The organism is Okeania sp. SIO2F5 (assembly GCF_010692685.1).
In the GTDB taxonomy this organism is placed as follows: Bacteria; Cyanobacteriota; Cyanobacteriia; order Cyanobacteriales; family Microcoleaceae; genus Okeania; species Okeania hirsuta.
This window is the reverse complement of the sequence record NZ_JAAHGU010000051.1, coordinates 18,598-43,538: the sequence shown is the minus strand read 5'-3', so window position 1 is coordinate 43,538 and position 24,941 is coordinate 18,598. Positions and strand designations below refer to the sequence as shown.

The following is a 24,941-nucleotide window of genomic DNA, read 5'->3' as shown; positions in this document are numbered from 1 at the left end:
GGTATGGATGATTCAAAGGTAGGGGTCAATGACAGTCCCTCAACTGATGAGAAGTAAAAACAGGTGGATTTATCCCCTGTTTTAACTACCGTCAGAATCCACGCGGATTTATCCCGTGGAGTGTCAATTCTGTCAATCTACTTAGTATATATTCCTGCTGAGACTGATCAAATACCTGATAAAACTTTTGTAATCTAGTATTTACTGCACCCTGACTAACGATTCTCCCTGACTGTTTTCTTATCAAAGATTTAGCAGTCTCTTGATAATCTTCGAGCATTTTATTATCAAATTCTATACCTATAAATTTGCATAATTCCTTTAAAATAGTAGGTGTATCATCTACCAATTTTTCATACTTCACCAGAATATGATTATTTTTATGTAAATGCTGAGAAGTAATATTTACAGCCTCAATCCATCGATCGATACAATGGTCTATATCAAACCCACCATACCAAAATTTAGGATATTTATTCGACACTTCATAAAGTGAAGCAACTACATCTATTCCATTTCTTTGAATATGAATAAATTTAGCTATAGGAACATTCTTTTCTATGTAGTCAATATATCGTATATGTTCGGGAGTTTTTTCTAACCAAATACTTTTACCTTCTTCCTCAGCTAGCAGATTCATAATTTTCAGAAATCTGCGAGTATATTGCCTAATAAATAAAGTATTTTTAGGTAAATATTTCAGTAAATCTGGGCGGTTCATTTCATTTTTAAACAAAGTTTCTAACTTAGGTCGTAATCGTCGCGAAGCCATACCAAGTATTCGTCTTTTAGGTTCATTATCTGGTAGTAAATAATGAAAAAATTTTGTTTCTGGTAAAGAGATAATCTCTGGATGTGCTGTCAATAAACTTTGTAGATAAGTAGTACCAGAACGGGGACAACCAAAAAGAAATAAAGGTAATTTTAATTTATTGTGCATTTCAATATTATAGCAATTCTCAAAAAGCGTGAGGTACAAAATTCGTTTTTGTTAGAGAGTAGGAAGTAGGGGGAAAGAATTGATAATTTATGTGCAATAATTGACTTTATTTTTTATTATCATTTTCTTTGTGGGTTTAATACCCCACCGTCAACGGGGGTGTTCACGCATTACTTGGGGGAGCGTAGACGCGGAGCGGCCCTTCGTTGACTATCCCCATGTAATTTTCCTCCTGTCTCCTGTCTCCTGTCTCCTTCTTCAATATTGGAGATGCCTATTCACGCAACTAGAAGCTGATAGCTGACCGCTGACCGCTGACTGCTATTTCAAAGTAAATCCATAAATAACTGTTTAGCAGTTTTTCCTACCACATCCCAATTTAATCGTTGTTGATATTCATTAAATGATGACATTGCTAATTTTTGATATCTAGGATAATCACTCATTCGGGAAATTATATAATCACAATATTCTTTAATTTCTGCATCAAAAGCAAAAGTTTTACCATTAATATCTTCTTTAATTACAGTTGGAATACCTGCAAGATCTGTAGTCAAACAAGGTACTCCAAAAGCATTAGCTTCTATCAAAACATTAGGAGCACAATCTTCTCTAGTTGGCAAAATCATCAAATGAGAATCAGCTACTAATTGCCTCATTTTTGACTCTCCTTCTGGTTTTGATTTATCAATATATCCCACTATCTTAATAAAATCTGGCAAAGGCTTAATCTGAGGTTGACAGCCAATAATTGTCAATTCAGCATTAAAACCCATTTCATTTAACTGTTTAACAACTCCAACAGCAATATCTCCACCTTTTCTATCCCAATCTATGCCAGAAAAGATTAATTTACAAGGTTTTTCTTTTCTTGATTTAACAATATTTTCTACCTCTTCAAAAGTTCTTCCAGGCTTAAGTTCAATATTAGCGCCCCTGGGAATTACATAAATTTTAGACTCATTAACTTGGTAATGTTTAACAGCATTTTCGGCAGCCCAATCTGAAGTAAATATCAAAAGTTTACATTTATCTATTGCTGCTTTTTCAATATTATATATACTTTTTCTAGTCTCTTGACAAATATTACTTAATGCTGGGTAGTAATCGACCAATGCTATTGTTAATGTATCTAGCCACAAAACAATTGGTTGTTGACATTTCAAATATGCAACTGTTTGAACACCCTCTGTCGCCAGTACAATATCCGACTTTAATATAGATAGTTTTCGAGCTACCTGATAAGCATAATCTCGACATATTATTGGGTCTGCCCATCTGTAATAATCTTGTTTAAATACCTTACTATAGAGTAACCATTTACTTCTTGTCACCCATGAATAGTGTTTTTCTAGAGGACCAAGATAGTTAACAGTAATATCCTGACTTTCTAAAGTTTTTGCAATGTAACTATTTGAGCCATAATTCCCTTTTTTATTAGAAGGCCAGCTAGCAGGATTATGAACATCATAGGTTGTAGAATAAGCTATTTTCATAGATATATTTCTGATTTACTTATATATATTTATATCAAGTACAAATTAAATATTTCTACATCCTTAAGATTAACAATTATTCAAAACTTCCATAAATAGTTTCTTTGCTTTTTGACCAGCCACTGACCAATTGAGACGATACAAATATTCATTAAACGATGACATAGCTAATTGTTCATATTTTGGATAATTCGTCAAGTAATTAATTATATATTCACAATAATTATCTACTGAGGTATCTACCGAAAATATTTTGCCATTTATTTCATCCTTAATTACTGTGGGTATTCCAGCCACATTTGTTGTCAAACAAGGTACTCCAAAAGCATTTGCTTCTACCAAAACATGAGGGTTAGTGTCTGCTCTAGTTGGTAACATCAAAAAATGGGATTCACTTATTAACTGAGAAATCCGCAATAAACCATTACCTTTAGACTTATCAATATATCCTAATGGTTTGACAAAACTAGGTAACGGCTCGTCAGAAATAGGCTGACAGCCGATAACAGTTAATTCTGTTTCTAGACCTAATTTATTTAATTTTTTCGCTACCTCTAAAGCTATATCTCCCCCTTTTCGCTGCCAAAAAACTCCAGAAAAAATGAGCTTACATGGTTTATTTCCTCTTGATTTAACTAAGTTTTGAATATCTTCAACAGTTCTATTAGGTCTCAATTCTATATTTGCACCTCTAGGAATTACTTGGATTTTTGACCGTTCAATTCCATAGGTTTTAACTACTGTCTCCACTGCCCATTCTGAAGTTACGATGAGAAGCTTACACCTTTCTAAAGCTGCTTTTTCTAGTGTATAGATATTATTTTTAGTTTCCTGACATAGATTACTAAGGTAGGGAAAAAAGTTAATTAATTCCGCTAAGGTTGTATCTATCCAAATAACTAATGGCTGTTTACATTCTAGATAAGCAGTAGGAGTTGCTCCTTCAGGAGAGAGAATAATTTCGGTATCTAAATTTGCCAGTTTTTCTGCTACCTGATTAGCATAATTTTTGCATACAATAGGTTCAGCCCAATTATAATAATCAGTTTTAAATAAGTGCCTATAAAACAACCATTTACTTTTAGTCAGCCAAGAATATGTTTTTTGTAAAGGTCCCAAATAGTTGATGATAATACCTTGATTAATTAAAGTTTTGGAAATAAAATTACTAGCACCGTAGTTACCGCCATTGTACTTAGACCAACTTGCAGGATTTAGAGCATCATAAGTAGTAACGTAAGCAATTTTCATATATTACTCTTACTGTGATTTTTGTGAGTACAAATATATTCAAAGTATTCAATAGTTTGCTGACTTAAATTTTGCCATCCTAACTGTTCTAAATTAGCTTGTGGCGATCGCCCTTCTTTGACTGCCCACTCTAACCCAGATTCTAAAATCTCTTTTGTTAGGTCTCCTGGATACAGCTTTACCCAATCTTGCCCCACCTGTTCCTGCAACTCTGCCATTGCTCCCTTATTAGGCACTAATATAGGACAATCAAAAGAAAGAGCTAACAATGCACTCCCTGAATTTAAAATCTCTTGAAACGGTAATATTACTAAATCTGCAGTCTGAAAATATTCTTGTAACTTCTCATCCGGTACAAACTCAAACTTTAATTTGACCCTAGAATCATTTTCTGCAACTTGAGATATCTGAGTACCAATTTCTGGAACTTCTAGTTTACCTGCCACTAATAATATCCAATTAGCAGGAGCTAATTCTCGAAAAACTTGGACTAGATGAGGTACATTTTTGTAGTAGTCGATATAACCGAGAAATAAAAGTACATGGGAGTCAAAAGGAACATCTAAATTTGTTTTAGCTACCTCACAATTTATATTATTGGGGTAGACCTCTCGATAATGGCCATGAGGAATAACTGCGTGGGGGCGATCGCTCAATCTAGGAAAAGTTGCATCTGCTAACTCTTTACTTACTTGGCAATGACTAATACATCCATCTACTCGCTTGATCAGCTCTGACTGAAACCAGTGTGCCAACTTAGGATGTAAGAGGTTGTGGGGATATTGGTCGTGAATTGTCCAAATCACTTTTGTTCCTCTAACCCTAACCCAGTCTATAGCAAGAAGCATAGTTACAGCCCGCAAACCTGCTATAATTAGGTTTGGATGACGGACAATAGTTTCTGTCGGCCAGTGAAGGTGAAAAATATCATAGTATTGGCGTAGCAGTTTGCCAAAAGAAAATTCCGTAACTGTTAGCCCTTGTTGCACTACCTGAGAATATAATAGCCAGTTATAGGGGTTTTTATACCTAGTTTTAAATGCTGGCCAAGCAATAATTTTCATTAAAATTCCCGACAATCAATGCCACTCAAACCTGCTTGAGATTTTACTACTGAAGTATAGTTTGGTTCAACTGTATTCAAATAGCCATTCTTCCACAAGTAAAAAGGACTTTTCAAACTATTAATATATAGTTCAAACTCACAAGCTGCCACTACATCTGTTCGTAACTTCAAACCATATTTGAGTAAATGACGGATAATTTTCCGACTATCATTTGCCGTATAAGCGAAAAAAGCCAATGGTTTTAACCATGGTTTAACTCCTAACATTCGAGTAACATAACGACTCAAACCAATACCACGGAAAAATTTAATTAGATAATCTTTTTGTGTTCGATGTTGAGGAATTTTGTGAATTACTTCCATTGCTGGATTATACCAAATTTCCCAGCCTGCTTTTTGAATATAACTAATAGTTTCTGTATCTTCACCTGTTAACATTGAACCCGGTACTCTACCACCTAATATACATTGTTCTGGAACACTTTCTAACCATGCTTCCCGACGAACTACTAATCCAGCGGAAGGAGGTATTACCTTAATTGCAGGCTGATATAATAATGGTTGCTCTCCTCTTTCTGTGATGGCAAAAAATGATTTAATTCGGTCAAAATCAGGTGGTAGTTCTCCAGAAAAATCTCCATGAATTTGACTAGCATAAGCTCCTGCTTTTGGATATTTTTGAGCAAATTCATAAGCTGCTGCTACCCAATTTTCTGCTGGGATATTATCATCATCTAAGAAACCAATTAACGGAGAACTTGCTATTTCTACTGCTTTTTTTCTAGCAAATCCTGCACCTTGTTGTGCTTCATAACAGTATTTTAATGGAATTTTATCCGACCAGTTTTCTTGATATCTACTAATGATTTTTTTTGTATTATCTGTGCTGTTATTATCTACAACTATAATTTCCCAAGATAGTCCTTCTACTCCGATTTGAGCAAGTAATTTGTCTAGAACTAATGGTAATCGTTCAGCTCCATTATAAGTAGGAATTGCGATAGTAAAGTTAGTCATAATAATTAACTTTTTTTTATAACTTTTGCTATATCAATATGTACCTAATATTTTCGCAATTGGGCTACATTTTTTTTCATAATGTACTAATGCAGTATAAAATGTGATACGAAAAATCAGGATTTATATAGTATCCGGATAATTAGTCAGTAGTCAGTAGTTAGTATGTAGTCAGTAGTTGGTATTTAGTAGTTCAATAGAGCGTTGGTAAATCAACAGATGAAACCTTAGAGACTGTTTGTAAAAGGAATATTAAATCCAGGCGTAGTGGCGTGACACGCCTAAAATGGTGCAATAGATTTTTATTCAAATACATTAACCGTAAAGATTAGAGCATTTTTCTAATACACTATTTTAGCTGTGTCAGTCTAGTAGGGTGGGTTAGGCGACAATAACAAAGAATCGGAACAAAAGTTTAACTTTCCGCCGTAACCCACCGAATATCGAGTATTAAGCACTCTGGCCATCTTAATCTTTAGTTTACAAACACTCTCTTAAAAGCCATCTGTTTCTGATACCTCTAAATATTCTACCATAGTAAGTGGTGGGTGTCACCCATCGGAGAAAATCATCTTACCAATTACCAACACCCCTCAATAGTCAATATTCAGTATTTACAGCAGATTCGGTGGTATGTGAGGAACAAACAAATATTAACGATAAAGTAAAGAAAAACTTCCGAAAACTCTCCATAAATGATTTTAGGGCTACATTGCTGAAGTCAATTTTGATGGACTAATATACACTTAGTCCTCTTGAGAGGATTTTTGTCTCATATCATGTCCGTTTAAAAACGTGAGAAAAAACTTTCTTCTCCTCTTCCTTCTTTTTCCCTCCTAACTCAGTCCTCCTCCGTAGTTCTTTATAAGTATTCAACCAAACATTATATCATGGCAAAAATTGGAAGTCCTGGGTGACGATCGCTCTTTAATATTTAGTTAACAAACAAAAAATCTCTTATACTAAATCTCGCGCATTTTTGCTACATCTTCTTGAGAGTAGGGAGTAGGGAGTAAGGTTAAAAACTATAATATATCTTGGCTTAATACCGATAATCGTTACAAAAATTACTAAACCATTATTATTACTGAATAACTGAAGTCTTAATGAAGTATGGCATTATTTTTGGGAATTGGTATTAATCCCTATCATTTTTAGAAAAAAATAGCCCTGTCCTCATCAACTATAGGACAGGGTTAAATTAGATGAGATGAGTATAAAGAAAAATATATCAGCACTTATTCAAGTTAATGCCAGCGGCCTTAGCCATAGCTTGTATACCTTTGTTTTCTAAAGTTTTAATTGCTTTAGTCGATAATCGTAGTTTGACCCAACGATTACCTTGAGGCCACCAAACTCTCTTCCATTGGAGATTTGCTTGCTGTAACTTGTGGGTGCGGATATGGGAGTGGGAAACTGCATAGCCATTATTAGCTTTCTTTCCAGTCAATTGACATTTACGACCCATGATTTGTCTACCTAAATTTTTTCCACGGCCTATCTATTATCTCAAAAATAAAAAAGTTAATCAACCTTCTTGCTTCAACTTTTGACATCCTCTCCCGTTAAATAAGAGCGATTATAACGGGAGATTCGCAAACCTCACGATTCAGCTTTACTGCTTGAGTAGCACTTATCTAGCTTGAAAACAGCCCCCCACAGTACCCCAACGAGCGTCAATTTATTCTACGATCTGCAAAGGCCATAGTGACACCTCATTGTGAGGATATCCACATTATTATCAGATAATTCTATCTGAGTATGATTTTAAGTTATACTCTTGCTAGTCTTGGTCAGTATCTGTTTTTATTTTGGTCGCGATTCATCTCCCGGTAAATTGGAGATTATACCGGGAGTCCTCAAAGCTCCATTTTAGCTAGAGCGTCGATTCATCTCACACCATAATTGAAAATTTGGTGTGAGATGAATCAACGGTAAATTAATGGGACTCGATGTCCCATTAATTTACAAATTTTATGTTATGATAGACTCAAGCTGGTTTGAGTTAACAACTGCCAGTGATGAACCATGAAAATAAAATAAGATTAGGGGTTATATCCCATCCATCCTAGTAATCCGTTGGGAATTTGACATCCTCCCCGGCCTAAAGGCGCGGGGATTCCTACTAAGCCGTAGCTCCTCGGCGGGTTGACGCTTTGCTGGCGCATAGCTCCGCTAACACAAGGTGCTGCTTCCTTGGCGGGGTTGCACATTATGGAATGATATTGCCAAAAATTGCTTTAGATTTTGACTAAGAAAAACCTAATATTAATCATTCTAGCAATTGATTAATCCACAATCCAATTCAATCAAAAATATCAAATCATTCGTCACTGTGCAACACCCAATTTTTCGGTAATTCGATCAAATTACTTTTTCAGTTAACTGAGTCAAGACCTGATTAGACCTTTCGACAAATTCTTTCATACCCTCAGCATCAAAACCTTTTTGTGCCATTAAAGCTAAATCATAAACATGATGACAGATTTGTTTAGCCAATTCTGCTGAAGGAGATTCTCCACTACCCTGAATAATACTACCTTGACTAAGATTGGCCAGATTCTGAATCAGTGGGTGAGCTGTATTTACCACTAAAACATGGTCTTCTGGAAATTCTGATTTTTCCTGCTGCAACATGGCGGTCATATCTCTCAATCTTCGCATGGCCTCTGGCAACAATACCATTGCTGGGGGCGTAGTTTTAGCATCTTCTGATTTTAATGCTTGAGCTTTAACATTTATCTTGGGTTTATTCAGCGCTTTTTCAAATAATTCTTTAATTTGTTCGCTGCGAGTTTTATTGGTAGCTGGATCTACTATTTCTGATTGATTTTCTTTGTCAATTAATGTCTCATCTAGATCGGAATCTACTCTAGAGAATTTAACATCTTGATATTCTCTTTCTAGAAAACTAATAAAGTGGGTATCGATGAAAGAGTCGAGAAATAAAACTTCTAAACCTTGATTTTTGTGCAGCTCTACATAAGTTGCTTGGGAAGCAGGTTCAGTACAGTAATATACACGGTTTTCATGGCGTTCTTTATTACGTTCTAAGTATTCTTTGAGAGTGGTGTAATAAAAACCTTGTTCATCAGTGTTTTTAGCATCAGAATTTTCTGGAGTTACTTCTTGCCAAACATCTTCTCCTTCTGCTTGTACTTCTACTGCTGGTTTGGCTTCAGTTTCAGTTGTTTCAGTTTGGTTAAGTTTAGCTGTAGTGCGGAAAATTATGATATCTTCTACTTGCTTTTTAAACTTATCGTCATTCAAGGCACCAAACTTAACAAATGTACCTACATCTTGCCAACAACTGATATATTTATCTTTTTCATCGCGATAAATTTCTTTCAGGCGATCGCCTACTTTTTTGGCTATATAATCGGCTATTCTTCTGACAGTTTTATTACTTAACAGAGAACTACGAGAGACATTAAGAGGAATATCTGTACTATCAATTACTCCTCGTAAAGGCATTAAAAATTTAGGAATAATTTCTTCACAATGGTCGGTAACAAATACTTGATTACAGAATAGTTTAATATTACCTTGGGTGACATCTACATCTGGCTTTAATTTAGGAAAATAAAGAATTCCATTAACAATAAAAGGATAGTCAGTATTTAGATGCACCCATAATAAAGGCTCTTCTTGGAAAGGATAAAGATGACGATATAGTTCTAGGTAGTCTTCTTGAGTAACATTTTGAGTAGACTCTCGCCAGATTGCCTTGTGTTTATTAACTACTTCATCTTCAAATTTTATTGCCACGGGCATAAAATCACAGTAGGTTTTAATCAACTGTTTAATGCGAGTAGTTTCAAGATATTCTTGTTCTTCATCTTGGAGAGTTAAAGTAATAGTTGTACCTCGTTCTGTACGGGGAGAATCTGATAATTCAAATTCTGGAGAACCATCACAACTCCAATGAATCGCTTCTGCACCTTCTTGATAGGAAAGAGTATCAATTTCTACTTTTTTAGCAACCATGAAGGAGGAGTAAAAACCCAAACCAAAGTGACCAATAATTGCGTCTTCATCACCACCTTTATATTTCTCAATGAACTCTTCAGCACTGGAGAAAGCCACTTGATTAATGTATTTTTTTATTTCATCAGCGGTCATCCCAATTCCATTATCAGTAATGGAGAGAGTTTGATTTTCTTTGTCTATTTTAATTTCTATTTCTGGATTAGTAACATCACCACTATACTCTCCAGTGCGAGCCACCATTTTAAGTTTAGCAATAGCATCTACACCATTAGAAACTAATTCTCTTAAGAAAATTTCATGGTCAGTATAGAGAGATTTTTTGATAATTGGAAAGATATTTTCAGTATGGATACTGATCTTACCTTTTTCTAATGTTGTACTCATCGTGTTTATATTTTCTATCTAGGTAAATTAATTTTACTTGAGCATTAAGGTAGTTATTCAGGTGTGTTTTCTCTTGATAGATATAAAATCAGAGAAATATTCTGGCCATTTACCCCTAAACTTATTGCTCAATACTATTTAATGATTGTGATTTATTGAGTCTTTTTTTTAAACAGGGATTGCACCAAACATCTGATTCGGATTTCACTACCTAGGAATTTTTGATACAATGCATAGTGGTTTTAAAGGTAAATATTTTTCTAGGTATCTAAATCAATTAATTTCATATAAAAAAAAAGTAAGTTAATTAAGGAATAAATGTTTAATGCTAAAAATTATTTGCTATTTGTCTATCTTGAAGAATTTTCTGGGATGCTTGGGAATAAAAAATATACAATGAGCTATAAATGATTGGACAAAAAAATTATGATTTATGTTGAGTAACAATTTATTTACAAATCAGAACCAGATATAGCTATTTTTCTGCGCAATTTAACAGAAGGAGGAGTAGAGCGTGTCATGCTCAATTTAGCTTCTGGCTTTGAAAAAAAAGGAGATTATATTAATTAATGCAGAAGGAAAATTTCTAGAGCAAGTACCAAAAGAGATAAAAGTAATAAGCTTCGATCAGAATGTATATGAAAGTAATTTGTACGGTCACTTGAAATTACCAACAGGATTTCAATCTTTGAGAAGTTTACCGAAGGTAGTCAATTATCTGCAACAGAAAAAACCAAAAGTCTTACTTTCTGCTACTCACTTTCCTAACGAAATTGCCATACTTTCTAAAAAAACTGCGGGAGTGTCTACTCGTATCTTTGTCTCAGAACATACGAATATTTCTGTAGAAGCAAAACTTGTAGAACAGGCATCTTCTAGTTTAGTACCATTTATATCATGTCCGCTTGAATACTTATACTTTGGTGGAAGGAAGGCAGAAGGCAGAAGGCAGAAGGGTTTCTGTCAATTGAAACTTAATTCTATACACAAACGATGCTACCGGACATGATATCATAGGTAGCTCGGTAGTTTCTTTCTAGTTCATCTACACTTAGGTGTTCTTGGATACTTAAGCGTCTTGGCATAATAGCGATCGCTCCGGGCAATTATTTTTCTCCTCTTCTATGTTCTATTATACACAAACGATGCTACCGGACATGATATGACATAGCAATCAAAAATGCACAATTAATTCTGTCCAAGTACTTATATCATGTCCGGATAATTAGTGATAAAAAAACCTTTTTCCTTCTAACCTTTTCTTTCCTCTCTTGGTGCGCATTCCCTTGCGTCTGACGCCGACGCGGGGTCGCACCGCTTCTGCCTCCTGCTTCCTGCCTCCTGCCTTACCTCCTCCAAAGTATAAGTATTCAACCGGACATGATATTATATTGTCATCTCCCCCGATTTTTTTCACTCTCCCAGAAAATAGACTAATTTTTTGTGCCAATCGTAAATCTAACTTTTTCTACTCCTTCAATCATTTCTAAAGCAAATTGTGCAGAGGTAAATGAATTAAAGTTTACCTTGTTTTTAATGGCTTCAGCCAGATTGGCAATGTTGAGTATATTTTTGCTCCTGTCTTTCCATTTTGGCGGTTCTTCCTGATCGGGAATCTCTAACCTTCTTTGATCAGCTTTTTTTACTGGTTTTCCATCGCTGTCTTTTAATTTTTTGTAAAAGGTTACCCGCCCATCATCATCATCTGAGTCCAATCCAAAATGAATGGTTTCTGGTTTTTGGTGAATATCAACTGTTTTCACTTCCCCATCAAATAAGCAAATCAAGACATTGGCGGAAAGGCGATCCATTCGTAGCAAGGGGAGTTTCTCTTGATCATCAATAGCATTATCATTATCAACTACCTGGTCATAACCATCAACCAGTAAACCAGGCCAACCTGCTACTACATCAGAGCGTAGTAAAAAGCCAGTTACTGTTTCGTGAGGCTTTGCTGCTGGACTTTCTGAATGGCTACTATCATGGGCATGATCTGATGTGGTGACTCGCCCAATACTAAATGCCCCATCTAACAAGCATTCTATCCATAATGGATCAATCCAGAAGAAGCGGATTGATTCTACCGGTAACATCTGTTCGTCGGGGACTAAGTAATTAAAGGGTACGCCCTTGAGAAGACTTAAGTTGGTAAACCAGGATGCGATCGCATCGGGGAGTTCAGTATTGGACTGATTGTAAAACGGTAAATGACTTTCGGTATCTTGAATGATCTGTCCATGTCTGTGGCTGCGCTTCCACTGGTAGAGACTGATGGAGAAATTTTTACTCTGTAAAGCCAACAACCGCCCTAATTCCCAAGCGGCGGCATAGGAAATATCGAACATACCGTTATTGGGATTGTAGCGCACTAGCTCATCGGCGGCACGGATGGGTAAGGTGATGTTATTGGTAGGATTGTTTCCAGTTATTAACGGGCTATGATACCAGGAGAATGTTTTACCTCCTTGTCGTAAAAAGTGGGGTAGGGGAAGGTAGCCCATTGACAGGTATCCTTCGGCTTCGGCATTATCAACCTTGGGTAATCTTAGGGTACTGGGTTCTAGGTTAATATTAGTCAGTAATCCTTTAAAGCTTTGTTTCTCATCTACACAGGCAAACCGCCAACTTTTGAGGCTGACTAAACGAATATAATCATTATTTTCTGCCTGTTGAAAGTTAAAACCTTTGTCATCATAACGCCCTTCTATAGAAACGAGATGGACGGTGCTGATGTGGCCTTTTTTGGGTAATCTATTGCCGATAATGACAGCTAGTTCATCTCCGACTAATTTGCCATTGTTATCTGTTCCTTGGCGTACATGAGCCAGATATGCTAAATCTGCTTTGGTAGGTAAGATTTTATCTAATAAGTTTTTTTCATCTAAGTCTTTTAAGTCTTCCGGAGGTTTCCAGCCTGGTACATCAATAACCGTTACTTTATCATCCCAGTGTTGTCCTGTTTCTTTATCAAAGTTGGGAAAGTATATGTTTCGCCCTGTTGCTGATTTAGTTGATATCTCAGTCTCTGTTAAATCGTCATTCAGTAACCAAATTTTCTTAGATGTTTTATCAGATTTCAAAAAAGCATTTAGCTTGTCTTGATTATCTAAATGGATATGATCAGGAATTTGTTTTAATTTTCGCAAGGTGATAATTTTTGGTTCTGGTTTCTCTTCTTCATCAAACAAGAGTAAAGCTAACCAAGGTATATTATTGTTATTAGCAATTGCCATTCGTTCCCAAGGCAAGGTACTGCGGTTTAATATAATATGGGGTAGAACATTGGAATGTTCCCCTAAGCTACCAGCCGGGGGGAATACAGCATGAATATCTTTGGGTTTTAAATCAAAGCGTTCTCCTGCAACAGTAAATTTTTTAGTAACATGGAAGGGTTTATTTGATGATGGAATTTTTTCTCCTGCTGTAACTTTCTGTTCAATCTTAATCTCATAGTCACCATCTGTTAAGGCTGGTTGATGGTACTGAATAAATTCGATTTTTGTAGGTTTAGTTGTAGTAGTTTCTGACATTTTTATCTGTAATAATTATTTTTTTTGGTAGGTTGGGTTGAGGGACGAAACCCAACAACAATCTTCCCCTCCTGCTCCTCTCCTACTCCCCTCCTCGGAGGGGTTGGGGGTGGGTTGGGCGCGCGGGTGGGTTCCCTACTCCCCTACTCTCCTACTCCCTAATACCAATTTGATAAATGTTTGCTACAAATAGCTAGGATATTTCTTAGGAGTCAGGAGTTAGGAGTCAGGAGTCAGAATGAATGGCTTCAATACCAGTTTTTAGGTCGTAAATCCTCTTTTTTGTCAAAGGGACATTTACTACAAAATCTTTTTATCCCACTTATTATTCGTAACATTCTTTTTTCAAATTGGTATAATATCATGTCCGGATAATCAGTGATCAAAAAACTTTCTCCCTTCTAACCTTGTCTTTCCTTCTGCCCTCTGCCTTCTGCCTTCTGCCTTACTTCCTCCAAAGTGTCAGTATTCAACCGGACATGATATAATGCACAGTTTGAGCTGAAACAGTCCAGTAGGCTGGGTTTTGTTCCTCAACCCAGAAAACATTTTACCTCGTTGGGTTGCGCTGTCGCTTAACCCAACCTACATCTGATTAAACAGCTACTTCTTTTAAGTCAATACTCCAATTTTTGGTGACACTAAGAAATCAGCGGCAATATTTTCACTTAAATCTATTTTGCTAATATCTAAGTTCATCGCCTTTAATAAATTATCTCTGGCTGTTTTCACTGAGCTTTCTGTAATAGTATCACGAATATTTTTTCCTCCCTCTTCATTAAATACTTTAATCGTTTCCCATTTATAAGCATCCTTCACAAACTCAGTAGTAAATTTTAAATTTTGGCGATCGATAGGATGGGTTTCTCCAGGATCGTGCTGTTTTTTGGGTTTAATTTCAAAGCCAAATAGAGTATTTTCAATAAATTGCTCCCCATTCAAATCAGGAGTTAGAGATTCGCCCCAGAGTCCGGTGGGGGCTTTTTTCAGGATGGGAATATAGGCAAAATCGTCTTCAAAATTTTTTCCATCTCTGGTAATGGTAATGGTAGTAGTTGAGGTTAATTCACCAGATTTCAAATCCATTGAGCCAATACCAGGAGAAGCGATCGCCTTTGGATAATTAGACTTTTCTGATTCTATAGGTATGGAATTTTTTGCTTCTTCAATCTTATTCAGTAAATCATCCTTACTATCGCTATTGCTAGGATCATAGGCAATAGAATACTTAGTCATAAAAGCTTTGATCTCTTCTCGGGTATTATTTTTATCAACATAGGGAGATCTGAAAGGTTTTATTTTGGTATAATTCTCGTCTTCGTAATAAATTATGTTATTAGTTTTGCTGAGTATAGGCGTTGTTTGTCCAGCAATTTCTACTTGAGTTGCAGGAATCACTGAATTAGTCACTAAACATAAGTGTTTGGGATTTATTACCCCCAAGTCTGATTTGTCGTCTTGATTGATTTTTCTGACTAAGCCATCTTTGACAGCCACACTACAGATATCACTATCGGCAGGCAGGAAAGAGCTTTTGAATTTATCCCATTCAATGGCTTGAGGAGTTTGAGAAGCACTGGCACCAAAGCTGACAGAAAAGGAAACACACCAAAGGTGAATATGGGCTTCGCCGGTAAATTCGGGTCCCCAAATATGTAAGTCTGCCCCTATATCTACACTAATATGAACAGTCCCGAATAAGATGTGAAAAGAATAGGAGACTCCCATATCCACATAAATACGAGCATCATAGTGATAGGGTTTCCAGGCAATAAGAAAGTCTGCCCCAATATTAAACGAAGCCTTAAGTCTGCCACTCTCCCAAATTGCTTTGAGGTGTCCCCCTGCCATCAGTGCCGAAGCAGTGATGGCAAAATAACCATCGGCTTTGATGTTCAGTTGGCTGTTAACTTGCCAGTTAAAGGCCAGGCGTGGGACTTTGGGATAATGGGCAGGAACATTGAAATTAGGATGGTAGCCCCCTAGAGTAAACACAAAATCTCCATCATGTTCGCTAGGGGCAAACCAGCTATAAAAGGCAAATCCTCCAGTGAGGTGGCATTTTTTGGAGAGGATGTAGGAGTTGGGGGTGAGTTGGCCGAGGACTCCTAAGAAGCCTTTCTCGGGGAGAAAACTGGCTTTAAGGGCGAGTTGGATTTCGGCGACGGGGGTTTTATCCACTTCGGGAGGAGCAACGAGGGTGGACAAACCCAGGAGGTTGACTTCAAAGCGGTTACCAAAAGCAACGGTTAATAGGGCAAAGGAGTCGATGATTTTGAAGGAGGTAAATTTAACACCGACAGCGAGGAAGGTTTGTCCGGTTTCCGGAGGGATATATTCTTGGAGTTTGTTGAGTTCTTGGGTAAGTTTAGTTGCGCCGTCTTGGGTGTTGCTAGATTGATTGATCTGGTTTGAGTTAATCGCTTCTTCCACTAGAGGGAAGGTTACAACTTGGTCGATGGTGGGTATTTTCAGGGCGCGGTTGTAGCCGAAACCTGCTGCTAGTCCGGTGACGAAGAAGAAGGAGGGGCCACCAAGGGGATAATCTAAAACAGCATAGATAAATAAGGAGGGATGTCCTTGAGCATCTTGGGTATAGGAACCGATGGCAGAGAGGGTAAAAGTTTCGGATTTAATGACTGCTGCACCATCGTATTCATCGACGGTTTTTCCGTCTTTGGTGACTTGTTTTCTGAGGAATGCTCCACCTATTTCTAAGGCACTTCCGCTTTGGTAGTCGATGCCTATCCCTTTGAGGTTAAATTCAGGCTTAAATTCAGTGAGGGGTGAGTTGACAGAAAGTCCATCTAGAGAAACAGTTAAACCTGCTGCCGATAAAGCAACATCTAATAAGAACCAGATTTTTTGGTCTTGATACTTTAAACCAATTCTTTCAAAATGTGCTGGACCAAAGGATTTTTGCAGTTGATACCATTTAGTGCCATCAGGACTGGTGGTATCGGCAGAAGATGGAGCGGTACTTTCAGGTTGACTATTTTCTTCCAGTTGACCACTATTCTGATTGATTGCAATGGGTAAGCTTAATTGCCGAGTTTCGTTGCCCAATCGCATTGAGGTAGCAAGGTCTAATCTGTTGGTGAGATCTTTTTCGGGTAAGCTAATACCTCCCTCAGTGTACAAAGTGTTGAGGTGAACAATGTCTGTTTGGCTAAAGTATGCTTTTGTGACTAAGACTTGATAGGCTAATTTGATGGTTTGATCGGGGGGAAATTCTTTACCCACTAGAGGGAGTTTTGAGAGGTTTATACCGCTACCGATGTCTAACCCTAAGAGGAAATTGGTCTGTGTTTTTTTAGAGTAGGCAAATAGGGCATCTTTGAGGCTGATTGTTAAACCTTCTGGGATGTCGTTTTTTAGGGTAGAGGAAATAGAGCCGATCAGGTTTTTAACACTGATCTCAGTGTCGTTGGTGTCGCGGTAAGCAGCGAGAAAGGTTTTGGATTTTGCATCTGTATCGAAGATGAGAGCAAATTGTAAGTCGCCGATAGTGATGTGACCACCAAAATCTTTTTTGAAGGAATCATCTTCTTGACGAGTAATATTAATGGTGACGGTAATATCAACCTCTTTACCTTCAATGGGGAATTTAGACTCGCAGGTAAAGGTAAAATCTTTAGTCTTGCTATTTAACTGGAGTACCAATTTTTCAATGTGGAGATCTTTGAGTGGCTCTGGAACAGAGATTTCCTTATCAACTTGTTCTACCAACCACTCAATTAGCTGTCCCATTGGGAGGTTTTCTGCGATTCCAGAAACGTCCCAACCTTCATGATAATCGGCACTCAAAGCAAGGTTAACCCCTTTGATCGCCAAGATTGCTCTGAAGCTTCCCCTGTATGAATTAGTGCCTTCGGCATAAGTGCCTTCGACTCTGAAGAGAATATTTTCAATATTGAAACCCGTTATGATTTCCCACGGGCCATTCACGTCCATGTAGAGACCGAAAACCTTAGCTCCGACGCTTTTGGTTTTGTAGTTATATTCAATCTGCAACGCATCAAACCTTATATCTTGAAGCCCCTCAGATGGCCCTACTAACTTTTCGATGAGGGTGCCTATTGGCAGACTTTCCCTGGATTGTAGAAACAGTTGACCATCTGGATAGGAACCACCGCATACCAAACGGAACTGTCCATCGCCTGGTTCACCAAAAGTGGCTTCGGCAGTGAATTGGGCAAACACCCTTCTGGAAGAATTGAGCGGCTGAAAGATCGTGATGTGGGATGACACCCTCGAAATCCCTAGAGGTACAGGACTGGAGAGCAAGTTCCATTGCTCGTGGAGTTCGACGGAAAATTCTAACTTTGAGAGTGTTCTAGACGATTTAGAAAACTCTAGCTCCATCGAAATCGCATTGCCCGTCTGAAATGTTGGTTGCGGTGCTGGCAACCCAAAGGAAGCTGAGTCTTCCAACAAATGTTCAGGTTCATCGCTGTACGTCCCCTTTGCCCAAATCAAGTCACCCACAATGGGATACACAAGATTGATATGGATGCGTTTATTACCAGGGTAAATGAAGTCACCCTGCACTCCAACGCTGGTGTCTTGGGGGGTGAAATAGGGGACTGACCATAAATTGACTACAGCTTTCTTGAAAGCAAGCCCATCGTCGCCAAAATCTCGACCGCCCGGTGGAAACTGAAGGAGTAAATGGGGAAATCCCCCTTCCGGTTCGAGTTTGGCTTTTGTAAACCGGAAACCATTGCCCCCCAAAAAAGTCTCTAGGTCTTCTATCCAGGATAATTCCTCAATGTCTCGGACGGGAGGTTGACTGGTGGGCTGAGTTGCGCTTGTTTGCCAGACATCTCCCCAAAAGAACAGACCACTGACTGCACTTGTAGAGGCTTGACCAGCGGTGGCACCTTGACTAATTTCAGCGAGAGTTCTCCAGCTTGCCCGTGGCTCGGCTTGTAGTTCACTCTCCTCAAAACCTAAGGTGTTGAAAAAGGTCTTCAGACCTTCTGTGCTGGTGTCGGTAACCCTACGTTCTTCAGCCCACGCTTTGAACCATGTCGTTGTCGCTAGGCGTTCCCGCACTGCACCCGGTTGTACATTTTGCCCCCAGACGAACAGCCAAAGCGACTTTCTCAAGGTCACAAACCGCATCCGAAATAGGCGCTGAGGACTCCACTCTTCCCCCGTACCGGGTAAGTTTGGAAAGCAGTTGCCAAAGTTCCACGGATTACTCTCAATTGGCTGCGCTGCAATGATAACTAGCGATGAGTCTGGGCTAACGCCCTCGCAGTTTACTCTGCACCAGACACCCAGAACATTTCCTTCGTGCCCACCATTAACATCTTGCGTGACAATCTGCTGAGTGTTGAGATACGATTGCATTTTTTCAACACATTCTGGGGGCAGAGTTGAGATATCGATTTTCAATTCGCTCATATGGGGTACCTCGTCAGTTTACAATTGATGGCCAATTCTCCCTTCCTGAAAGAAGGTTGTTTAAATACCGAAGGATCTCTAGGCGTGGCACTAGCCCCGGTTCCCTAGTTATTAGAATGACCTCAATCCCAGCACATAGAAGAATCTCTTCTGCATTTAGCAAAACGGAAATATACTTTTCGTCAAAAGTATCCTCTGATGCCTTTGCTTTATCTATACCTTTCTGCCGCACAGCATCTGCTTTGTTAAACAGGTCTTTGGCATCCTCCTTCAACAAATCCTCAACTAATTTTTTGTAACCTTCCAAATGGTTTATCTTTATCGGTGTGGGGAACTTACCAACGGTTCCGTATGTTTCAATGATATCTTTTTCTAATTCGATCGATTGTTCTAGTGTTGGTAGTTCTAATTTGAAAGTTTCTTGAACGAAGTTCTTAAAGCCGTCCAAAATCCCAGTGGCGAACAAATATAAATGTTCATTGTTCCAGTTATTAAGCTCTTTAAGTTTACCGGAAAAGCCATGAGTGAGCACTGAGTTGGCTGCCAAACGTATCATGTGAGGAGCCGGATAGTCGTTATTACTCGTTCTCCGCAAAAGACTGTGAATATTCGATTGTGTTTCTAAATCAAATTGCTTATACACCCCTCCATGTCCTCTGAAGTATTGAATAAGATAATCATCATGCCAAGATGTATCCCCAATATCTCGGACAACGAATTGTTTGAGACTATAGCCACTGAAACCAAGTAAGAAATTTTGTGCATTTGCAGACATATGTACCAGTCCATAGTTAAGGAATAACCGTGCCTTTGCTCGTCCGAGTGGAATAGCAAAGGCCTTGCGCCAAAAATCACACTGGTCTTCAGGATTTTTCATGAGGTCGAATTTTTTGCGCCCGTAAGGGATTGCTTGGCCGGGCATATAGTCCAAGCCAGGTTCCAGACACGACAGATCGCGCACCTGGAAACCATCTCGACCGTCATTAATTCTGTTCATATTGCCGTCTTCGTCTACTTTTAATTTCTGCAGAGGTGCCGTAATAGTAAGCACTTCTGTCTGTACTCCAAATGTGAGGTCTTTGTTTGGCATGGCTACGATGGCTTCTGAACGGAGCATTGCCATCGAGCTGTTAGCTTCTAAGCGATTCTTACCAAATACGCTTTCATCTTTACTACCAACGTATTTTACGCCGGTTTTAATCGAGTACAATCGGAATTTATCTTTAATAGTATCAGTCATCCCATCGGAGCTACTCGCTTCCCCAAGAGAGCTAACCACATTCTTAAATCTCTTAGATTCCCATTCTTTCCATTCCGGAATATTGACCCACACAAGATTATCATTCGGAAGGCTAACTCGCGATGCGAATAATTTTAAAGCACTACGATCAATATCGTGACCATAATATTTATCAAGATTCTTTTTATCATCTGGGATCAAAGCAAAACAGCTACGGGAAGCCGTGCTCCATCGAGGGAGTGAGTAAAACGGATATACTTTAAATTGTTTAGGATCTTTGATTTTATTTGGCAACAAATATTCATGAATCGATAGCCAGTTAAGAGAAGTCTCATCGCCATCCCCCAAAAGAGCATCCCAAGTGTTGAATGGAAAGCGAACAAAGTTGTCGCCAAAGAAAAGCTTCACGACCCAAGGATGCTTTTGATTTATTCCTTCAATGCACTCAATCCTGATTCCTTCAATTTGTTGATCCTGCCCCATATCAATTTTTGATTCATTTTTTGCCTCCCATAAAAGGAAGATTTTTTCTGAGTCTGGCTTTGCATACAGTGGGTCGTTCGCCAAACACTCTAAAGCGCACAAATCACGAGGCGCTGTCTTCAAACCTTTTTCAATCTTATCAGGAATTTTATTCCACTCTTGTTGTGCATCATGTCTACTAAATGTCATGACTCATTACCTCTGAGAATTGGGTGTGTAATTAGGGGCGATCGCTTGTGAATGTTCATAACTTTTTACCTCTGAGAATTAGGGGTGGTATAAGGGGCGATCGCTTGTCAGTTTTCATTACTCTTTACCTCTTAATAATTGCTGGATTTGCTTTTTGAGAGCGTTAATTTCAGCCTCCATTTCGGTTTTTATTTTGGCAATTTGGGTATTCATTTCGCTTTTGAGCTTGGCGATTTCAGCATCTTTTTCGAGCTTTAGTTCTTTTAATCCGCCTACTGCTAATACACCAAATTCTGCATATTTTAATGTTAACGTTGATTCATCAGCATCTTTGTCTTTGAATTCGCCAACTAGAGAGGGAAATAAAGGCTGAACATCTTGGGCAACAAAACCAATTTTCTTAGTGGTAGCCGTAAGATTATGTTTCCAACGATAGTTTTTTACATCCAATTGCATCAAACGACTCAAGATATTGCCTTCATTTTCGATATCTGTTTTTAAGCTGAGGTCAGAGACAGAATCCCAGTTAGAATCCCCGTCCCATCTCATCATTCCTGTCCCACGTTTGTGATCCTTAATCTGGAATATCAAATTTTGCCCATAGTCCCCAACGTCATCTATATACATCTTGACCCAATTAGTACCATTACTAATTCTTAAATCCCCCCTCACTTCCAACTTCGCCTCTGGACTGTCCGTGCCAATGCCAACATTACCCTTGCCATCCAATACTAAATCTTGATAGTTCCATGGTTCTCGAATGAAGTACATTTTGTCGCTATTGACCAGGATTGACCAATCTTTGTGCTGGGTGTTAATAAAGTCAATTTGAGGAGCATTACTAACAATAGCTAAGCTTCCTCCAAACTGCATCCCACTCTCGGCCTGTTTGCCCGTATTGCTGGTACTGCTCACCACTAATTTCTGACCAGGGTTTGTCACACCAATCCCCACGTTGCCAAGACTGTTTATGACCATCGGTACGCTGCCGCCACCTGCTTCTAGTAGACCGTCATCATGATTCCCGCCAACATACCAAGCAAAGTTACCAGCAGTGCGGAAATATTGGGTGTTACTCTGTATCCCGATGCCGAACGTATTATCCCACAAATTTATCATCTGTCTTGTAGATGACCCAAAGTTGAGACTTCCTGTGACAGATAATTGATTTGTAGTCGTCTCATTTACAGATAATTGATTTGTGGTAGTCGTCTCATTTACAGATAATTGATTTGTGGTAGTCGTCTCATTTACAGATAATTGATTTGTGGTTGTCTTCCCATTTACCAGTAGGTTATTATCCCCTGGTTCTGTGGTTGGTGTCGGATTTACAACTAATTGATTTGTGGTTGTCTTCCCATCTACCAGTAGATTATTATCGCCTGGATCTGAATCCCCACCAACGTGTAACCCTCCATTGATAGATAGCTTTGCTTGCGGAGTTGTCGTCCCAATCCCAACATTTCCCTCTTTATACAAAATGGGTGATTTTTCTATGGTGCAAACAAAAGTTCCATCCCAATAACCCGGAATATTTTCATAGCGTACATATAGATTCGCATGACCAGACGGAAGAGAAGATTTGATATTGCTAATCGTTAATTGCACAACCTGTCCCGGAGCTAACCCAGGTTCTTTTTGAGCTTTATCTTGATTGTGATGGATATTTTTATGGGTTATTGTCCATGTAGGTGTTTCTCCTTCAGTGTTTTTAACGGTATTCCAATCTTCTTCAGGTTTTTCATTCGGTCGCCAATCTGTCACTTTAATATCATTAATATTCTCTACCTCACTTTTTGTGCCCAAAGCCCAATCACTATCAATATCAAAGGAAATAATAAATTTAGAAGCCTCATCACCCTTACTTGCTGGCTTAAAAGAAATAAATTCATCCTTTAAAACATTGGTAATTCGCAAAATTAACTCATTTGTTGAACCTTCCTTTTTCTCAGGATTCCAATCATTCAAAATCCGGTTAGATCGCAAAAACCCCACATGAAGAGGAATATGCTTCTTCCCACGATGACTGATAATACTGAGACGCTTTTCCCGATAATAGTGATGGAAGAGTTCGCCATGATAGGTAAACTGGGGACATCTCAACTCAACCCTCGTTGTTCGCGCCCCTCCTGCTGCCGCACCATTGATATGCTGAAGGGTCAAAGTAGCAGTTGAATTCGCTGCTAAAGTTTGATTATTCGTTGCTATAAAATACAGAGAAACTGCAATACCATCCGCCTGAGTCACAGGAGAATCCACAGTACGATCCACCTGAGTCACAGGACGACTCATACTCCAACCTTTTTTTTCTGCCAAAACTAATTGTTGCAGAGAATCTTGAGATAAGGTATCTGGTCTAAACCTCAACTCAAAATGGTGATTATCTGCACTCACCTTACCACTCTTATTGGGAAAACTAATCGGTCGGTCTGAATGATTGAAAATTTCTAGAGTTAACTCCTGTCCCCTAGTCCCATTTTCAATGAAGATAACAGATTCTTTATCCTCACCCTCATACAACTTAAAATCAAGGGGATAGGTTTTGTTGAAAGATGCGATCGCGCTTAAATCATCATCCATATCCTGTTTTATTTCTTCCGGAAATAAAGCCCTGTTGTAAATACGAACATGGGCGATCTTACCCTTAAAATATCGTCCAGATATCCACCTTCCTATACTGACTATTCCATTCCCTTGAAAAGCAGTACGATTCCTATCGGAATTATCTAAAACTCCATCGACAAAGATGGCTTGCTCTTGAGAGCTTTTATCATATCGCCAAGTAATATGATACCAATTATTTTCCGCAAGTTCAGTCTTCCCTGGAGTATCATTACCGTAAAATCCAAGGTATGGTTTTTTTTGTCGAATAATTAGATGTAGTGAGTTGTTTGGAGATGCTTCATCATTCCCTAATATGCTTCGATCATGTATAAATTCCTCAATATTAATCCAAGCTTCAACCGTAAAACTAGAATTTTGTAAGCTTAACTGATCTGCTGCAATTAATTCTATATAGTCACCTTCTCCATCAAAACTCAAACAACCACCCAATTTATCATCAATGACAATTTCAGGATTACCTAGAACATTGTATTTCCTCCCAGTTAAAGCATCAATAACTTTCCTCTCATTTCCCTCCTCAATGATTTCATCTAATTTTAGATTTAAAACTAAACTTTCAGTTCTATCAAAAGAGGCGATCGCTCTTAAATCCTCCTCCCTATCCTGTTGGATTTCTTCTGGAGATAAAGCCTTATTGTAGATACGAACATGGGCGATTTTGCCTGTGTGTTTACCAAAACCTTGTTGGCCAGCAAAATTATCACCAACATACCCAATCGTTAAAGAATCAGTAGTGGTGATAGGATTTCCAGTGCTAGGTTTAGTCTCAACCTGTGTCCCATGAGACCCGATTTGTGTCCCATCCAGGTAGAAGAAAGCTTGATTATTTGTTTGATCTAAGACTCCTGTAAAGTGATACCACTTATTTATTTCAATTGTTCCTGTTTTAGCACCTAGGCTAACCCCTGTACTAGACCTGCCTCTAGACCTGGCTGTAGTATATATTTGAAATAGTCCTGATCCGTTTCGTCCTGTTTTATACCACAAGCCATAATTTTCCTTCCTTGAAGTTCCCTTACCAACTATTCTCACCCAATCAGTATTTACTTCTTTCGTAATATAAACCCAAGCTTCAACAGTTATATCACCAGATATTTGTAGGTCCTGACTGTCAGGGACTTCTATATAACTATGACTCCGCCTGCTATCAAAACTAATACAACGACCAAACACTTCATCTTGAACAACTTGAACATTACCTTTGACCTGACAATCATGGGCTTTATCAGAATCATCAATGACTTTCTTTTGACCGCCATCCTCGACTATTTCATCTAATTTTAAGTGCAGAACTAAATTTTCCTTTGAATGACTCATA

12 protein-coding genes are annotated in these 24,941 nt (G+C 38.4%); 1 reads left to right on the top strand and 11 read right to left on the bottom strand.

What is annotated here, in order from left to right; genetic code table 11:
* Positions 1–91 precede the first annotated feature (91 nt).
* The 7 genes from F6K27_RS17225 to htpG all read right to left on the bottom strand — a co-directional run bounded on the left by F6K27_RS17225 (position 92) and on the right by htpG (position 10,144).
* Positions 92–940, bottom strand: a complete 849-nt coding sequence (locus tag F6K27_RS17225; protein WP_287277665.1) for a sulfotransferase — start codon at positions 938–940, stop codon at positions 92–94.
* 326 nt (positions 941–1,266) lie between these two features.
* Complete coding sequence (locus F6K27_RS17220; protein WP_287277663.1) at positions 1,267–2,436, bottom strand: glycosyltransferase family 4 protein; 1,170 nt, start codon at positions 2,434–2,436, stop codon at positions 1,267–1,269.
* Positions 2,437–2,505: 69 nt separating this feature from the next.
* The gene (locus F6K27_RS17215) at positions 2,506–3,687 is read right to left on the bottom strand and encodes a glycosyltransferase family 4 protein (RefSeq protein WP_287277661.1); all 1,182 of its coding nucleotides are present in this window, start codon (positions 3,685–3,687) and stop codon (positions 2,506–2,508) included.
* Positions 3,684–4,751, bottom strand: a complete 1,068-nt coding sequence (locus F6K27_RS17210; protein ID WP_287277659.1) for a glycosyltransferase — start codon at positions 4,749–4,751, stop codon at positions 3,684–3,686. Before F6K27_RS17210 ends, F6K27_RS17215 begins: the two co-directional genes overlap by 4 nt.
* Complete coding sequence (gene hpsE / locus F6K27_RS17205) at positions 4,751–5,770, bottom strand: hormogonium polysaccharide biosynthesis glycosyltransferase HpsE (protein WP_287277657.1); 1,020 nt, start codon at positions 5,768–5,770, stop codon at positions 4,751–4,753. Before hpsE ends, F6K27_RS17210 begins: the two co-directional genes overlap by 1 nt.
* Before the next feature lie 1,231 nt (positions 5,771–7,001).
* Complete coding sequence (rpmB, locus tag F6K27_RS17200; RefSeq protein WP_124144621.1) at positions 7,002–7,238, bottom strand: 50S ribosomal protein L28; 237 nt, start codon at positions 7,236–7,238, stop codon at positions 7,002–7,004.
* An 896-nt stretch (positions 7,239–8,134) separates the two neighbouring features.
* On the bottom strand, positions 8,135–10,144 hold the full coding sequence (gene htpG, locus F6K27_RS17195) for a molecular chaperone HtpG (RefSeq protein WP_287277656.1): 2,010 nt from the start codon (positions 10,142–10,144) through the stop codon (positions 8,135–8,137).
* Positions 10,145–10,685: 541 nt separating this feature from the next.
* Between htpG and F6K27_RS17190 the strand changes: the two genes are divergently transcribed.
* Entirely contained in the window at positions 10,686–11,153 is a 468-nt protein-coding gene (locus F6K27_RS17190) for a hypothetical protein (RefSeq protein ID WP_287277655.1), read from the top strand.
* 424 nt (positions 11,154–11,577) lie between these two features.
* Here the strand turns inward: F6K27_RS17190 and F6K27_RS17185 are convergent, their stop codons facing one another.
* The 4 genes from F6K27_RS17185 to F6K27_RS17170 form a co-directional block, all read right to left on the bottom strand.
* Positions 11,578–13,674: a hypothetical protein gene (locus F6K27_RS17185; RefSeq protein WP_287277653.1), complete on the bottom strand. Its 2,097-nt coding sequence runs from the start codon at positions 13,672–13,674 to the stop codon at positions 11,578–11,580.
* A 612-nt stretch (positions 13,675–14,286) separates the two neighbouring features.
* Complete coding sequence (locus F6K27_RS17180; protein ID WP_287277651.1) at positions 14,287–19,086, bottom strand: DUF6603 domain-containing protein; 4,800 nt, start codon at positions 19,084–19,086, stop codon at positions 14,287–14,289.
* A 13-nt stretch (positions 19,087–19,099) separates the two neighbouring features.
* On the bottom strand, positions 19,100–20,998 hold the full coding sequence (locus F6K27_RS17175; protein ID WP_287277648.1) for a hypothetical protein: 1,899 nt from the start codon (positions 20,996–20,998) through the stop codon (positions 19,100–19,102).
* A gap of 117 nt (positions 20,999–21,115) precedes the next feature.
* Complete coding sequence (locus tag F6K27_RS17170; RefSeq protein ID WP_287277647.1) at positions 21,116–24,940, bottom strand: LamG-like jellyroll fold domain-containing protein; 3,825 nt, start codon at positions 24,938–24,940, stop codon at positions 21,116–21,118.
* Between the last annotated feature and the right edge of the window lies 1 nt (position 24,941).

Coding starts and splice junctions, on each gene's coding strand:
- F6K27_RS17225 (WP_287277665.1), bottom strand. CDS start 940: ATGCACAATAAATTAAAATTACCTTTATTTCTTTTTGGTTGTCCCCGT.
- F6K27_RS17220 (WP_287277663.1), bottom strand. CDS start 2,436: ATGAAAATAGCTTATTCTACAACCTATGATGTTCATAATCCTGCTAGC.
- F6K27_RS17215 (WP_287277661.1), bottom strand. CDS start 3,687: ATGAAAATTGCTTACGTTACTACTTATGATGCTCTAAATCCTGCAAGT.
- F6K27_RS17210 (WP_287277659.1), bottom strand. CDS start 4,751: ATGAAAATTATTGCTTGGCCAGCATTTAAAACTAGGTATAAAAACCCC.
- hpsE (WP_287277657.1), bottom strand. CDS start 5,770: ATGACTAACTTTACTATCGCAATTCCTACTTATAATGGAGCTGAACGA.
- rpmB (WP_124144621.1), bottom strand. CDS start 7,238: ATGGGTCGTAAATGTCAATTGACTGGAAAGAAAGCTAATAATGGCTAT.
- htpG (WP_287277656.1), bottom strand. CDS start 10,144: ATGAGTACAACATTAGAAAAAGGTAAGATCAGTATCCATACTGAAAAT.
- F6K27_RS17185 (WP_287277653.1), bottom strand. CDS start 13,674: ATGTCAGAAACTACTACAACTAAACCTACAAAAATCGAATTTATTCAG.
- F6K27_RS17180 (WP_287277651.1), bottom strand. CDS start 19,086: ATGAGCGAATTGAAAATCGATATCTCAACTCTGCCCCCAGAATGTGTT.
- F6K27_RS17175 (WP_287277648.1), bottom strand. CDS start 20,998: ATGACATTTAGTAGACATGATGCACAACAAGAGTGGAATAAAATTCCT.
- F6K27_RS17170 (WP_287277647.1), bottom strand. CDS start 24,940: ATGAGTCATTCAAAGGAAAATTTAGTTCTGCACTTAAAATTAGATGAA.